Below are 15,889 nucleotides of genomic sequence, written 5' to 3' on the forward strand. Positions count from 1 at the left end.
GCTCAGCTCACGCGCGAGACCATCAGGCTTTCGTCCAGCTCCGGGCCTTCCCCATCGCTACGGCAGGCCTGGCGCAAGGGCCTGATGTCGTCGGCATCGCGGCCGATGGCGACCCGCACATAGGTCGCGTCGGCAGCCAGCTCCAGCGCCGGATCGAAGCCGCGCCAGCCCCCTCCGGGTATCAGCACCTCCACCCAATGATGCAGACGCTGGGAAGATATGGCTCCGAGGGCCTGGGCGGAGTCGTCGAAATAGGCCGCATCCAGATAGCCGGAAACGAAGCGGGCCGGAACCTGCCAGTGCCGTACCAGCGCGATCAGGAGATGCGCGAGATCGGCCGCCGAGCCACGCCCGGCCGCGAGCGGTGCCGAGAGATCGCTACCCGATGCCTCCAATGCCGGATCGTATCGCATCGAGCACCCGACCCAGCCGAAGGCCGCCTGGACCTGCTCGATGAGGGAAACGCCTTCGCGGTATTCAGGTATTTCCCGACCCGAGACCTCATCGGCGAGGGTCGGTACCAGAGCGCTGCGATGCAGGACGAAATCCCACAGCCTCGGCGCCTGCCGCAGGCTGTCGGCGATCCAGGCCCGCTCGCGCTCCGGCGGCACCAGGCTGAAATCGAAGGGATTCTCACGACGGGTCTCGACATCCGCGGCGATCGAGAAGGACAGTTCCCTGTGCGAGCCCAGAACGGCGAAATGATGCGACAGATTGCCGAAGCAGTCGTAGCTGGCGACCGGGTCGGCGCTCGGCTCGACCCGGAGCACGACATTGACCAGGGACTGGCTCTCGTCATCCCAGGGCGTCAGGCGAATCTGGACATGATGCTCGCGAGCCGGCTGCGCGAAGCGTATGCGACAGGCCTGCTCGATATGGTATTTCACTAACCGTCCTCCGGATAGGCATCGAAATAATCCGCCTGAAGCGCGGCCCCGAAATCCGCCAGTCGCGCCAGGAAGGCGTCCAGATATTCGTGCAGGCCCTGTTCCAGGATCTCGGCGGCACCGATCCCGACGAGCTGCTGGCGCAGTGCCTGCAAGCGCGTCACGACCGATGCCTGGGGCGGCGGCCCGATACGCTCCAGGGCACGCTCCATACCCTCGATACAGTAGATCAGCGATCGGGGGAAATCTGGGTTCAGAATCACGAATTCAACCACTTCCAGCGGACGGATGCCGCTTTGATACCGACGGCGATAGGCCTCGAATCCCGAAAGCGACTTGAGCAGGGCGCCCCACTGGTAGTAGTCGAGCGGAGATCCGACCATGGCGGGATCCGGCAGCAGCAGATGATAGCGGACGTCGAGGATGCGGGCGGTCATGTCGGCCCGCTCCTGCAGGATGCCCAGCCCACTGAAACCATAGGCCTCGCCTCGCATCATGGTGGCATGAGCGAAGCCGAAGAAGGTCGCGACCTCACGGTGCACGAAGGCATAGAACTCGGCCGCACGCCAGGGTGGCAGCCTCGCTTCGAGATGCCTGTCGGTCGTCAGCCAGAAATCGTTGAGGGTCTCCCACATGGGATTGGAGATGCGATCACGCACGGCGCGGGCGTTCTCGCGCGCCATCCTCAGACTGGAATGGATACAGCCCGGATTGCGCGAATCCTGAGTGAGCAGATGGATGACGCGCTGCACCGTCACCCGGCCATCGGGATAGAGATCCTCGTAGCCTTCGTCGGCACCCATGATGGTCAGCAGCGGCTTCCATTGCGTCTCCTCGGAGACGCCTTCGTCGGACTCCAGCATATGGATGAAGTTGATGTCGAGTGCGCGCGCCGTATTGTCGGCCCGCTCCAGATGACGGGCCATCCAGTAGAAGGATTCGGCGATTCGGCTCAGCATCGACGTTGGACCCGGATCAGGCGGCCAGGACCCAGGTGTCCTTGCTGCCGCCGCCCTGCGAAGAGTTCACCACCAGGGATCCCTTGGTCATGGCCACCCGGGTCAGACCGCCGGGGACCACCTCGATCTCGCGACCGCAGATGACGAAGGGACGCAGATCCAGATGGCGCGACTCCAGTTCGCCGTCCAGATAGCAGACATGACGCGACAGCTGGATCACGGGCTGGGCGATGTAGTTGCGGGGATTCGACTCGATGCGACGTCTGAACTCCTCGCGCTGACCCGTCGTCGAGGAAGGCCCCATCAGCATGCCGTAGCCGCCGGACTCGGCGACCGCCTTGATCACCATGCGCTGCATGTTCTCGAGCACATAGGTGCGGTCCTGATGGTCCGTCATCTGGAAGGTCGGAAGACTGGGCAGGATCGGTGTCTCGCCGAGATAGTAGCGGATGATGTCGGGGACATAGGCATAGACCGCCTTGTCGTCGGCGATCCCGGTGCCGGGCGCATTGGCCAGCGCCACGTTGCCGGCGCGCCAGGCGTTGATGAGACCGGCGACCCCGAGGATCGAATCCGAACGGAACAGCAGCGGGTCCAGATAGGCGTCGTCGATACGGCGATAGACGACGTCCACCCGGCGCAGTCCCTGGGTGGTCTTGAGATAGACCTTGTCGTTCTTGCAGACCAAGTCGCGCCCCTCGGACAGTTCGACCCCCATCTCCCGGGCCAGGAAGCTGTGCTCGTAATAGGCGGAATTGAAGACGCCCGGCGTCAGGACCACGATCACGGCCTCGCCCTCGCCACGCGGCGAGAGCGAGCGCAGCGCCTGAAGCAGCCTGTCCGGAAAGTGCTCGACCCGACGCACCCGATAGCGCGAGAAGAATTCGGGCAGGATCCGGCGCTCGACGATCCGGTTCTCGATCATGTAGGAGACGCCCGAGGGGGTGCGCAGGTTGTCCTCCAGCACCAGATAGCGGCCGTCCTCGTCGCGGATCAGATCGATCCCGCTGATATGGATATAGATGTCGTGCGGCGGATCCACGTCCATGATCTCGCGGCAGAAATCCTTGCCCCGATAGATGAGCTCGGGCGGAACCACCCCATCCTTGAGGATACGCTGACCGTGATAGATATCCTTGAGGAACAGATTCAAGGCGCGCACGCGCTGCTTGAGTCCGGCCTCGATCTGATTCCACTCGCCCGCCGTGATGATCCGCGGCAGGATGTCGAACGGCCAGACCCGCTCGATGCCCTCCTCCCCGGCATAGAGGGTGAAGGTCACGCCCTCGGTATGCAGGGCCAGGTGGGCCTCTTTCACCTTGGCCGCAAGGATCTGCTGACCGACAGACTGGATATGCTCCCACATCGGAAGATAGTGGTCGCGGGGGCAGAAGTCGTCCCGATAGAACTCGTGATAGGCCATGAGGGGTCCTTCGGAAGACTCGCGGAGCGTGCCGTTGGCGCCGGATTGGAATTGCTTCAGCATGGCGGGGCGGCCTCTACGTCACTAGCCAGTAGATGACCTATCCCAATGCAAGAAATACGCCTCGACCAGGGTCGCCGGTCATGCGAGGGCGACACCGTGCCAGAGGCATGAGACAGGCCGCGGCCTCTCGATCGGCCTAGGGGCTTGAGGCGGAAAACGCACCAAAATAGCGCACATTTGACCCAAGAAGAGGCCGGCCAAGCCTTACCCGATCCGATCCGAGACCTCGATCCGCCGATCGAGCATGCCTTCCTCGGCACAACACCCAGGACCGACAGACCTCTTGACTGCGAAGCGTCCAAATCGGCGGTGCATCTCGATTGACCGGAACGGGAGGATCGCAGAAAGGGAAACCCACGCATTGACAGGCTGACGGAACGCATCTAATCTAGATCTAAACGATTCTTATTAAGAAATCATTGATCAACCCGGCCTCCAGGCTCGATTGAAGGAGAAGACGATGCAAACCCTCGCCTCGACCGACAGCCGTCCCCGCATCACGACCCGGGAAAGGAACCCCGGCGCCCAGATGCGGCGCATCGACAGCGGCAGCCTCATGGGAGGCGACAATCTGCTCATGATCGAGCATGCCGGACATCAGTATTTTCTGCGTATGACGCGCAACAACAAGCTGATACTGACCAAATAGGCCCGCGACCAGGATCCTCGCGCGATATTCGCCGATGCGCGATATCGACGAAGCGATCATCCAGGCCGTCCGATCGACGCAGAGCGCTTTCCATCGATAGGGGTCCGATCGGAGATGGGCATACGCGGCCATTCTTCCCGAAGGGGACCGCCAACGCATCCTGGAGCGCTTCAGCCGCTCGAACGCCCAGATTGCCCGCAACTATCTGGGCGGCGTCGCCAGCCTGTTCGAGCCGGGGGAGGAACGGGATCCGGCCATCGCCACGACTCTAGCCAGTCCAGACATCCGGCTCACCGAGCCCCAAATCGCCGACACCTTGCTGGCAATGGCCGAGCGAATCCAGCAGCTCAAGCGACTCGAGAAACCCAGCCTCGCGGCACGCATCCTCCGCAAAGCCAAGGCCGTGATACGCCGCCTGAAGCCAGGGGCTTGATGCCCGCCGACCCGCATGATCGCGATCGAGGAACAGGGCTGACGCATCGAGGGCGACAAGGTCTGATTCCGTGATCGAACGGCGATCAGACGCAACAGGTCGAGATTTCAATCGGAGCGATAGTATTACATACTAAATATTAGTAGCATCAGATCGCGACGCGGACATTGCTTTACAGTCTGGCGGGTTTTTGAGTATAAATAAAAACGATTCGCGTTATAAATCCGATGGAGTACGAAACCATGAGAATGTCGATGCTGCCAGCCGCCATCGCACTCGCGCTCGCCAGCCAAACCCCTGCGCAGGCCGAGAGCGTCGAGACCCGACTGGAACGGCTGGAGGCCCAGAACCGGTCATTGGCGGCCCAGGTCAAGCGCCAGGAGGCGGAGATCGCCGAGCACCGCGCTCAACTGAAGGGCTCGCCGGAACGACTGAAGGCGGTCGAGGAAGGCATGGAGGAGGACCGCCTCGCCGCCAGCCTGGACGATCCGAGCGCCTGGTTCCGCAACATCGAGATCTCCGGCTTGATCGAGGTCGAGGGCTCCTATCTGTCACCCTTCGAGGGCGACACCGAGAGCGATCTCATTCTCGCGACCGTGGAGCTCGGCATCAGCTCTCAGATCAACGACTGGGTCCTCGCCGGCATCAGCTTCCTCTACGAGGAGGACGACACCGATCTGGAAGTCGACACCGGCTACATCACCATCGCCAATCCAGACGTCACCCCGCTGTTCCTGACCGCGGGCCAGATCTACGTCCCATTCGGCGCCTACGAGACCAATCTGGTGTCGGACCCGCTCACGCTGGAGATCGGCGAGACGCGTGAAACCGCGTTGCAGATCGGCTTCGCGCAGGGCGATTTCTCGGGAAGCGTCTATGCCTTCAACGGCGACAACAAGGTCAAGGGCAAGAACCGGATCGACAGCTGGGGCGCGAATCTCGGCTACGCGCACGAGGAGGATGACCGGGCCTGGGCCTTCGGAGTCGGCTACATCAACGACCTGGGAGACTCGGACAGCCTCCAGGATCTCATCAACGAGAACCGCGTCGCGGCAGAGGAAGACGCCATCGCGGCCGGCATCGACACCAGCGGCTACAGCGTGGATCCGACCGACCGCACCGCCGGCTGGACCGTCAATGCCGCCGCCAGCTTCGGCCCGTTCAACCTCATCGGCGAATATCTCTCGGCCACGGACGATTACGACCCCGTCAGCCTGAGCTACAAGGACTCGGGCGCCAAGCCATCGGCCTGGAACATCGAGGCCGGCTACAGCTTCTCCGTCATGGGGCGCGAATCGGTCGCCGCCGTCGCCTATCAGGGCACGGACGAGGCCCTGGGCCTCGAGCTTCCCAAGGAGCGCTGGATGCTCGGCTGGTCGGTCGAGGTCTACGAGCGCACCGCCCTCTCGCTCGAATGGGCTCACGACAGGGACTATTCCGGCAAGGACGGCGGCACTGGCAAGTCGGCCGATACCATCATCGCGCAACTCGCGGTCGAGTTCTGATCCAGCCCCCAGACGCTCGCTTCCAGCCGACAGGGCGTCTGGGACAATCGGAAAGGCGACAGCAGGGACGCTGTCTTCTCGTCTACCTGTATACCCCGGCAGCCCCCCCCCCAGAGACACATCAATCCTGAAGCCACGCATGGCTTCTTGCCGACCAGAACGTTATTTCATAACATTGCCATCGATACGGGAGCCAATGCTCCGACCCACTCCGGGCGCACCGACCATCGGGTTCGCCCAAACCATCAGGGGGCATTCGGATGAACAGATTCACACATCTGGTATTGGTTCTGGGGCTGACGGCACCGCTCGCGCTCGCCGCCGAACCGCTCGAGGTCTTCGTCAGCATCCTGCCCGAACAGACGTTCGTCGAGCGCATCGGCGGGGACCAGGTCGAGGTCGAGTCGCTGGTGAAGCCGGGCGACAATCCCCATACCTTCGAGCCGACCCCGAGCCAGGTGGCCCGGCTGGCCGATGCGGATCTCTATCTCGGCATCGGCATGCCGTTCGAGCCCGCCTGGATCGAACGCATTCGCGGAGTCAATCCCGACATCCGGTTCCTGGATTTGAGCGAGGGTCTCGCTCACCGCGCCCTAGAGGACCACGATCATGACGAGGACGAGCATCATGATCACGATGAGATGCACGAGCACGAGCACGAGCACGAGCACGAGCACGAGCACGAGCACGAACAGGATCCACACGTCTGGACCAGCCCGCTCCTGGTCGGGCGCATGGGCGCATCGATCGCAAACGTCCTGAGCCGGATGGATCCGAGCCACGCCGCGGAATACAAGGCCAACCTCGATCGCTTCCAATCGGATCTGAAGGCGCTCGACCGCGACATCCGCGAGATCCTCGCCCCGGTTTCGCAACGACGCTTCATGGTCTTCCACCCCGCCTGGGGCTATTTCGCGGATGCCTACGGGCTGACGCAGATCCCGATCGAGAAGGAAGGCAAGGAACCCGGCGCCAGGAGCCTGGCCGCGCTGATCGATCAGGCACGCCGCCAAGACACCCGAGTCATCTTCGTACAGCCCCAGTTCAGCCGCCGCGCGGCGGAGCAGGTCGCCAACGCCATCGACGGACGGGTCGAGTCCATCGACAACCTGGCACCGGACTATTTCGCCAACCTGAGGCATGTCGCCCGGGTCATCGCCGACGCCCAGCGGTAAGCGGCTGGCGGCCGACCAGGGATGAGGACGATGAAACGGCCAGGTTCATTCGTCGGACTCGACATCGGCACGTCCGGCTGCCGGGCGCTGGCGATCGACGACCAAGGCATCCAGATCGCCGAGGCGCGCGTCGCCATGCCGGAACCGGTACGGCCGCGACCCGGCTCGGTCGAGCAGGATCCTGAGTGCTGGTGGCAGTCGGTGCAGGAGGTCCTGAGCGCCTTAGCCCGTCAATTGCAGGGTCAGCCGCCGATCGCCATCGGCCTGGACGCCACCTCTGGCACATTACTGCTCGCCGATGCCGACGGACGGCCGATCGGACCGGCGCTCATGTACGACGACCGCAGCGCCAGCGAGGCCGCCGACCGCATCGCCCGGCTTGCGCCCGCCGACTCGCCGGCCCGTGGCCCTGGGTCGAGCCTCGCCAAGGCCATTTCACTCGCCGAAGGACTCGCGCCCGAGGGCGAAACGCTCGCCCTGCATCAGTCGGACTGGATCACCGGCCGCCTGACCGGCCGCTACGGGCTCAGCGACTGGAACAACGCGCTCAAGCTCGGATACGAGACGCGGCGACTGCACTGGCCCGACTGGGTCCGGACCTGCATTCCAGGCACTGTCGGGCTGCCTCGTGTCCTGGCGCCCGGAGCGCCAATCGCTTCGCTGGACCCGGCCGTCGCCGCGAGGATCGGATTCCCGCCCACGACGCTGGTGCTCGCGGGCACCACCGACAGCACCGCTGCGGTCATGGCCGCCGGCGCCGCATGCCCCGGAGACGCCGTAACCTCACTCGGCAGCACGCTGGTGATCAAGGTTGTCTCCGAGCGTCCGGTCGGTTCAAGCCGCTACGGCATCTACAGCCATCGCTTCGGCGATCACTGGCTGGTCGGCGGCGCCTCGAACAGCGGCGGCCGAGTGCTGCGCCGGTTCTTCGACGATCGCGAAATCGCCGAACTCAGCCGCCGGATCGACCCCGAAACGGATTCGGGCCTGGACTACTACCCGCTTCCCGGACCGGGCGAGCGTTTCCCGCACCATGACCCGAAGCTGGAACCCCGTCTGGAGCCCCGGCCATCGGATCCGGCACGATTCCTCCACGGCCTCCTCGAAGGCATCGCCGTGATCGAGGCCGAGGGATACGCGCGTCTCGCCGAGCTGGGCGCACCGGCGCCGACCCGGGTCCTCAGTGTCGGCGGCGGCGCCCGGAACACCGTCTGGACCCGCCTGCGCGCCCGCCGGCTCGGCATCCCGGTGATCGCGGCCGAGCACCAGGAGGCAGCCTTCGGCATGGCCCGGCTCGCACGCGAGACCATGACCTCGACGACACTGGCCAGTCACCCGGATCCCACCTAGAATCGCTCGACCAGCAGTCAATCAGGAGACGAAGGCGTGGCGGTTTCATTCACTCTGGACCTGGACCGGGTCAGAATCGGGGTCATCGGTCTAGGTTACGTGGGGCTTCCCCTCGCCGTCGAATTCGGTAAAGGCTATCCGACGATCGGCCTCGACATCAGCCAGGCGCGGGTGGACGAGCTGCGCGCCGGGCGGGATTCCTCGCTGGAGGTCGACCCGGCCGATCTGGCCAAGGCCAGCCAACTCGCCTACACCCGGGATCCGCGGGACCTGGCGGACTGCAACTGCTACATCGTCACCGTTCCCACCCCCATCAACGAGCACCGACAGCCCGATCTCGGACCGCTCGAATCGGCCAGCCGCACGCTCGGCAGCCTCGTCGCCCCAGGCGACGTCGTCATCTTCGAATCGACCGTCTATCCGGGGGCGACCGAAGAGGTCTGCATCCCCATCATCGAGGGGGTCTCCGGACTGGTCTACAACCGGGACTTCTTCGCCGGCTACAGCCCGGAACGCATCAATCCGGGCGACCGCGAGCACCGTCTGCCAACCATCAAAAAGGTCACATCCGGCTCGACGCCGGAGACCGCGCGTTTCGTGGACGCACTCTACCGCTCCATCATCACCGCCGGCACCCATCTGGCGAGCAGCATTCGCGTCGCAGAGGCGGCCAAGGTGATCGAGAACACCCAGCGCGACCTCAACATCGCCCTCATCAACGAGCTGGCGCTCATCTTCAACCGGCTGGGGATCGACACCCAGGAGGTGCTCGAGGCGGCGGGAACCAAGTGGAACTTCCTGCCCTTCCGCCCCGGGCTGGTCGGCGGACACTGCATCGGCGTCGACCCCTACTATCTGACCCACAAGGCGCAACAGATCGGCTACCACCCGGAGATCATCCTCGCCGGACGGCGTCTCAACGACAGCATGGGCGCCTATGTCGCCGGGCAGGTGATCAAGCTGATGACGCGCCGAGGCTGTCTCAAGCGCGACTGCAAGGTGCTGATCCTGGGGCTGACCTTCAAGGAGAACTGCCCGGACCTGCGCAACACCCGGGTGATCGACATCCTCGCCGAGCTGGGAGACTACGGCATCGCCTGCGACGTCCACGACCCCTGGGCCAACCCGGCCGAGGCCGAGCACGAATACGGGATCCGGCCGATCGCCGAGCCCCGGGAGGCGAGCTACGACGCCATCGTCCTGGCCGTCGCCCACCGCCAGTTCGCCGAGATGGGCGTCGAGCGGATCCGCGCCCTCGGCAAGCCGGATGCGATACTCTACGACGTCAAACAGCTCTTCCCTCGCGAGGCGGTCGACGGACGTCTCTGATCCTTCGTGCATCGGCCACATCCTTCGCGATCCACATCAACGGAGTCTCAATGAAAGTCCTCGTGACCGGCAGCGCCGGATTCATCGGATCGGCCCTGTCGCTGCGCCTACTGGAACGGGGCGATCAGGTCGTCGGGGTCGACAACCTCAACGACTACTATGACGTCGGCCTCAAGCTGGCCCGTCTCGCCCGCACCCAGGATCATCCCGGCTTCACCGACGTCCGGCTCGACATCGAGGACGGCCAGGCGCTGAGCGAGCTGTTCGCCGCCGAGAAGCCGGACCGCGTGGTCAACCTGGCGGCCCAGGCCGGGGTGCGCTATTCGATCGAGAACCCCATGGCCTACGTCCGCACCAATCTGGTCGGATTCGCCAACATCCTGGAGGCCTGCCGGCACAACGGCGTCGAGCATCTGGTCTACGCCTCCAGCAGCTCGGTCTACGGCGCCAACACCGAGATGCCCTTCTCGGTCCATCACAACGTCGACCATCCGCTGAGCCTCTATGCCGCGAGCAAGAAGGCCAACGAGCTGATGGCGCACACCTACAGCCATCTCTACCGGCTGCCGACCACCGGGCTGCGCTTCTTCACCGTCTACGGCCCCTGGGGCCGCCCCGACATGGCGCTGTTCAAGTTCACCCGCGCCATCCTAGCCGGCGAGCCGATCCAGGTCTTCAACTACGGCAAACACCGGCGCGACTTCACCTATATCGACGACATCGTCGAGGGCGTGATCCGGGTGCTGGACCGCGTCCCCCGAGGCAATCCGGACTGGTCGGGCGCGGCACCCGATCCGGCCACCAGCCAGGCGCCCTACCAGGTCTACAACATCGGCAACAACGCGCCCGTCGAGTTGATGGAATACATCCGGCTGCTGGAGCAGAGCCTCGGCCGCAAGGCCGAGATGGAGATGCTGCCGCTGCAGCCGGGCGACGTCCCGGACACCTTTGCCGACGTCAAGGATTTGGTGAGCGACGTGGACTACCGGCCGAGCACCCCGGTCGCCGTCGGCGTCCAGCGGTTCGTCGATTGGTATCTGGAGTTCTATCGGAAGAGTTGACGGGCACCGAGCTTCCGACGAGGAAGCCCTTCTGACCGCCAAGCGTTCGCGCCGCGAGCCACGCTCGGGGTCGCGCACATGGAGAGCGCCGTGAGATGGACAACCGCTTTCACGCCCACAGCGCGAACGCTTTCGGGACATGGCATCGGCTGAACGAGCATCTGACGTCCGCAGGCCGACTCGCCCGAAGCTTCGCCGGCTCCGCCCCTTGGCGGGATGAGGCCGGGCTTGCCGGCGAGCTGCACGATCTCGGCAAGTACGGCGAGCGTTTCCAGCGCCGCTTGCAGGGGCAGGACTCCGGGCTCGACCACTGGTCCATGGGCGCCTGGCTCGCACTGTCAGGGTATCAGGCCGTCGCCGCCGCATTGGCCATCCAAGGCCACCACATCGGACTGCAGCGAGGCGACCGGGGCGGACTCCTGGGCCTGGAGCCCGGAAGGCTGACTCGCCAGCATCCATTCGGCCTCGCGCTCTCCGACCCCGACCTGGACCAGCTGATCGCGCGCGCCGACGCCGATGGCATCAGATACCGCCCACCATCGGCCAAGGCCGTCACGCGCTGGGACAGAGCGGTCGCCGCCATGCTCGACGTGCGTCTGCTCTTCTCCTGTCTGGTCGATGCCGATTTCCTCGACACGGAGGCGCACTTCGAGGGCGACGCCAACGGCAAGCGGTTTCGCGGACCCGGGCCAACCCTGGATCCGGCAGCGGCCCTGCGCGCACTCGACCGCTACATGGACCATGGCATCCGTTCCGGGCGCCAGATACGACCGGCGGTGCGCGAGGCACGCGAGACCCTGTGGCAGGCCTGCGCCGACGCCGCCCTGGCACCAACGGGCTGCTTCACGCTCACCGCCCCGACCGGCTCGGGCAAGACGTTGGCCATGCTCAAGCTCGCCCTGGAGCATGCGCGGCGTCATGGACTCGAGCGCATCGTCCTGGCCGTGCCCTTCCTCACCATCATCGAGCAGACCGCCCAGATCTATCGCACCGTCTTCGCGGACTTCCCCGAGAATTTCGTCCTGGAGCATCACGGCCTGGCCGGTCTCGGCCCAGAGACGGCGTCCGGCGACGCCCAGCCGCCGCAGGAGCGCGAGCGGCGCCTGCTCGCCGAGAACTGGGACGCCCCCATCGTCATCACCACCAATGTGCAGCTGCTGGAATCGCTCTTTTCCAATCGGCCGTCCGCCTGCCGCAAGCTGCACAACCTCATGGAGTCCGTGATTCTCTTCGACGAGGCCCAGGGCCTGCCCGCGCAACTGGCGGTGCCCACCCTGGCCGCCCTGTCGCACCTCTCGGCGGCCTATCGCTCCAGCGTCGTCTTCGCCACCGCGACCCAGCCCGCCTTCGACTCGCTGCACGAGGCCGTCAGCCGGTACGCCGCGCCTGGCTGGCAGCCCGTCGAGGCGGTGCCGGACCATCCAGCCCTGTTCGCCACCCTCAAGCGCGTCGAGGTGACCTGGCCGAATCCAGGCGAGAAGCTCGGCTGGGGCGATCTCGCAGCGGAGCTGGAGGAGATCCCGCAAGCCCTCGTCGTCGTCAATCTCAAGCGTCACGCCATGGCGCTGCTGGACGCGCTGGCCGAGACGCCGGACGTCTTCCATCTGTCGACGAATCTCTGCCCCATGCACCGGCGTGCCGTGCTGAACCGCATTCGTGACCGGCTCGGACGCGGAGAGCCCTGCCGCCTGATTTCCACACAGTGCGTCGAGGCCGGCGTGGATCTCGACTTCCCCCGCGTTCTCCGCGCCTTCGGACCGCTGGAGGCAATCGCTCAGGCGGCGGGACGGTGCAATCGGGAAGGACGCCTGGACGAGCCGGGCGAGGTCCGGGTCTTCGACCCCGAGGAATCGGGCGACTGGCGGCGACGCTATCCGACCCATGCCTATTTCCAGGCAGCCGAGGTCACGCGCCGCATCCTCCTGGACCTGGGGACCATCGACATCAACGACCCGGCCGCGTTTCGGCACTATTACCGCCAGCTCTACGACCTGAGCCAACCCGCCGGTCAGAACCCGGCGTTCCACGAGGCCATCGAGGCCCGCGACTTCCCTGAGATCGCCCGTCTCTATCGCCTCATCGACCAGGACGCCATCCAGGTTCTGGTGCCCTGGAGCGAGCGAATGGAAGAGTTCGAGGCGTTGCAAGCCGAGGCGGAAACGGACGGCATCGGCGGTACCTGGATGCGCCGTGCCCAGGGTCTGGCCGTCAGTCTCTATCGCCCACGCGCGGACCATCCCGCCTGGGGCATCCTGATCCCCGCCAAGCTGCGCCGCAGCGGCAGGACGAACCGCCAACAGGATGAATGGTTCATCCTGGAAGATCCACGCGGCGAACATTACGACGACAGACTGGGGCTGATCCTGCCCCAGGCGGAACAGGTGCTCATCGGATGAACCCGGCCCGACGGGGCGAGCTGAGCGACAACCACGTCCGGGCGAGCGACCCGCGCCTGGGCCGGCCACTGAAGGAGGAGCCATGACGAACGGCACGCACACACTGGAAGTCTGGGGCGACCTGGCCTGCTTCACCCGGCCGGAGATGAAGGTCGAACGCTTTTCCTATCCCGTCATTACCCCATCCGCCGCACGCGGCATCTTCGACGCCATCTACTGGGACGCGCGCCGCGAGGGCGACTGGGTACGGCCCTACTTCCATTGGCAGATCGTCCGCATCCAGGTACTCGAACCACCGCGCTACATCGCCCTGCGGCGTAACGAGGTGAAGGACCGGGTGCCGGGAACGGCCGTCCTCAACAAATGGATGAAGGGCAGCGCCGATCCCGAGCCGCTCTGGGCCGACGGCGGCAAGGACGAGCTGGGCACCGACCAGAAGGGACGCACCCAGCGCCAGACCATGGCGCTGAAGCGGGTCCGGTATCGACTCACCGCCCAGATCGTTCCCAAACCCGCGTTCCGCGCCGAGCAGGCGGCCATGAACAGCCAGTTCGTACGTCGCGCCCGCGCCGGCAAATGCTTTCAGCAGCCCTACCTCGGGTGCCGCGAATTCCCCGCCTTCTTCGAGTACGTAGAGGATGCTGTGGTCGCGTCACCGCCAATCGCGCTCGACCAACATCTGGGCCTCATGCTCTACGACGTCTTCGACTTGTCGCGCGAGAGGGTCAGGGACGGCGACCCGCCCTTCATCAGCCTCTTCGAGGCGACCATGCGTAGCGGGGTCCTGGAGGTGCCGCCGTTCGAGAGTGCCGCCGTCAAGAAGCCCGGAGGGATCTGAGGATGCTCCAACAGCTCGCCGATTATGCCGCCACCCACTTGACCGAATCGGAACCGGGCTTCAGGTCCCGGGAGGTTCGCTGGTCGCTGGAGCTCGCCGCCGACGGACGTTTTCTGGGCGCCCTGCCCTTGGGGGATGGCAAGCGCGGCCGGGAGCTGGTCCGTTGCCCGGACATGCACAACATGAACGCCGGGGGCCGGGCCCATTTCCTGGTCGAGTCCTGCCTGTACGTCACCCTGCTGACCAAGGGCAACGAGGATCCCGATGAAAAGACCGCCAAGCGGCATGCCTATTACCTCGATCTCGTGCGGCAGGCCGCCGCCGAGGTCGACCTCTTGAAACCGCTTGCCGATCTGCTCGCCGATTCGGAGCGCATCGCCGAGATCCGAGCGGCCCTGACGGCTCACAAGGCGAAGCCAACCGACTGGATCACCTGGCGGATCGGCGGACAGGATCCGCGCGACGACGAGGATGCTCAGCGCTGGTGGCGCGATTGGCGCCGGACCGATCTATCCCGAGCCGCTCCCAGCAAGGAGCGAGGCTCAGGTCGCAGACCGTCCCCGGCGAGCGCCATGCGCTGCCTCCTGACCGGCAAAACGGTCACGCCCTTGCCCACCCACCCGAAGATCGCCGGCTTGTCGGGGGTCGGCGGGCTGGCGATGGGCGACGTCCTGGTCGGCTTCGACAAGTCCTCCTTCGGCTCCTTCGGCCTTGACCAGTCCGCCAATGCCGCGATGGGCGAAGAGGCGGTACAGCGTTATGTCGATGGGCTCAATCACCTGATCCGTCATCACGGCCGCAAGCTGGCCAATACCATCGTGGCCCACTGGTACAAGGACAGCATCGCTCCCGCCGAGGATCCCTTGGCCTTCCTGATGGGCATGGAGACCGAAGAACAGACCGAGGCCGCCGCACTCGGCGCCGTTCGCCGCCTGCTCGACGCCATCCACTCCGGAGAGCGTCCGGATCTGGGCGACAACCGCTACTACGCCTTGACCCTCTCCGGAGCAGCCGGGCGCGTCATGGTGCGCGACTGGATGGAGGGCCGCTTCGAGGACTTGGCGGGACGGATCGCGGCCTGGTTCGCCGATCTCGCCATCGTGGCCCGTGGTGGTCACGCACTCGCCCATGACCCGAAGTTCATGGCCGTCTGCGGCGCGCTGGTGCGCGACCTCAAGGATCTGCCCGCCCCGACCGCCGCGACACTCTGGCGTGTCGCGCTCCAGGGGCTTCCGATTCCTCGATCGCTGATGGCGCAAGCGCTCGCCCGTTTTCGCACGGAGGTCATCGACAAGGACCAGCCCCCGATCAATCACGCCAGGATGGGCCTCATTCGGGCTTATTTCGTTCGCCGCACACCAGGAGGTGACGCCAGCATGACCGCTTATCTGAACCCCGACCACCCGGCCCCCGCCTATCACTGCGGGCGCCTGCTCGCGGTGTTCGCCAATCTGCAACGGGCCGCGCTCGGGGATGTCGGCGCCGGCGTCGTCCAACGCTACTACACCGCGGCCAGCCAAACGCCCGGGCTGATCCTCGGACGACTGTCCGCGAATGCCCGCAATCATCTGGGCAAACTCAACGCTGGACTTGCATGGTGGTACGAGGAGCAGTTGGCGGAGGTCATGAGCCGGCTCGGCGACGGCGCGCCCCGCATCCTCGACCTCGAAGGCCAGGGGTTGTTTGCCCTGGGTTACTACCAGCAGCTCGCCGCCTTGCGGGCCAGCCGCAAGACCCCGGCCGAAGACACGGCATCCGCCACGGACGCCGATCCATCGCCCGACGCAACGATCGGACGCGGATCGCATCAAGGAGACTGAC

At 65.4% G+C, this 15,889-nt stretch carries 12 protein-coding genes; 9 read left to right on the forward strand and 3 right to left on the reverse strand.

Annotated features, from left to right (window positions below; all coding sequences use genetic code 11):
* Nucleotides 1-2 precede the first annotated feature (2 nt).
* The 3 genes from D779_RS10140 to D779_RS10150 are packed head-to-tail and all read right to left on the reverse strand — an operon-like array spanning nt 3 to nt 3,332.
* Nucleotides 3-887, reverse strand: coding sequence for a transglutaminase family protein (locus D779_RS10140; protein WP_043753339.1), 885 nt, complete (start codon nt 885-887; stop codon nt 3-5).
* Nucleotides 887-1,846: an alpha-E domain-containing protein gene (locus D779_RS10145; RefSeq protein WP_043753340.1), complete on the reverse strand. Its 960-nt coding sequence runs from the start codon at nt 1,844-1,846 to the stop codon at nt 887-889. The genes D779_RS10140 and D779_RS10145 overlap by 1 nt, the downstream gene beginning before the upstream one ends.
* A gap of 16 nt (nt 1,847-1,862) precedes the next feature.
* Complete coding sequence (locus tag D779_RS10150; protein ID WP_043753342.1) at nt 1,863-3,332, reverse strand: circularly permuted type 2 ATP-grasp protein; 1,470 nt, start codon at nt 3,330-3,332, stop codon at nt 1,863-1,865.
* Between the two features lie 460 nt (nt 3,333-3,792).
* On the opposite strand from D779_RS10150, the gene hemP reads away from it, so the two are divergent.
* From hemP to cas8c, 9 genes are all read left to right on the forward strand, one after another.
* On the forward strand, nt 3,793-3,981 hold the full coding sequence (hemP, locus tag D779_RS10155) for a hemin uptake protein HemP (RefSeq protein WP_043753530.1): 189 nt from the start codon (nt 3,793-3,795) through the stop codon (nt 3,979-3,981).
* A 681-nt stretch (nt 3,982-4,662) separates the two neighbouring features.
* Nucleotides 4,663-5,919, forward strand: a complete 1,257-nt coding sequence (locus tag D779_RS10160) for an LbtU family siderophore porin (RefSeq protein WP_332307756.1) — start codon at nt 4,663-4,665, stop codon at nt 5,917-5,919.
* A gap of 260 nt (nt 5,920-6,179) precedes the next feature.
* The gene (locus D779_RS10165) at nt 6,180-7,094 is read left to right on the forward strand and encodes a metal ABC transporter solute-binding protein, Zn/Mn family (protein WP_043753344.1); all 915 of its coding nucleotides are present in this window, start codon (nt 6,180-6,182) and stop codon (nt 7,092-7,094) included.
* A gap of 30 nt (nt 7,095-7,124) precedes the next feature.
* Entirely contained in the window at nt 7,125-8,444 is a 1,320-nt protein-coding gene (locus D779_RS10170) for an FGGY-family carbohydrate kinase (protein WP_081763447.1), read from the forward strand.
* Nucleotides 8,445-8,480: 36 nt separating this feature from the next.
* Nucleotides 8,481-9,773, forward strand: a complete 1,293-nt coding sequence (gene tviB / locus D779_RS10175; RefSeq protein ID WP_081763448.1) for a Vi polysaccharide biosynthesis UDP-N-acetylglucosamine C-6 dehydrogenase TviB — start codon at nt 8,481-8,483, stop codon at nt 9,771-9,773.
* Between the two features lie 50 nt (nt 9,774-9,823).
* Nucleotides 9,824-10,834: an NAD-dependent epimerase gene (locus D779_RS10180; RefSeq protein ID WP_043753347.1), complete on the forward strand. Its 1,011-nt coding sequence runs from the start codon at nt 9,824-9,826 to the stop codon at nt 10,832-10,834.
* A 95-nt stretch (nt 10,835-10,929) separates the two neighbouring features.
* Nucleotides 10,930-13,230 (forward strand): CRISPR-associated endonuclease Cas3'', encoded by a 2,301-nt coding sequence (locus tag D779_RS10185; protein ID WP_052348030.1) that lies wholly within the window; start codon nt 10,930-10,932, stop codon nt 13,228-13,230.
* A gap of 82 nt (nt 13,231-13,312) precedes the next feature.
* Nucleotides 13,313-14,068: a type I-C CRISPR-associated protein Cas5c gene (gene cas5c / locus D779_RS10190; RefSeq protein WP_043753349.1), complete on the forward strand. Its 756-nt coding sequence runs from the start codon at nt 13,313-13,315 to the stop codon at nt 14,066-14,068.
* A gap of 2 nt (nt 14,069-14,070) precedes the next feature.
* Entirely contained in the window at nt 14,071-15,888 is a 1,818-nt protein-coding gene (gene cas8c / locus D779_RS10195) for a type I-C CRISPR-associated protein Cas8c/Csd1 (protein ID WP_043753350.1), read from the forward strand.
* Nucleotide 15,889 lies beyond the last annotated feature (1 nt).

It is taken from the genome of Imhoffiella purpurea (assembly GCF_000585215.1).
In the GTDB taxonomy this organism is placed as follows: domain Bacteria; phylum Pseudomonadota; class Gammaproteobacteria; order Chromatiales; family Chromatiaceae; genus Imhoffiella; species Imhoffiella purpurea.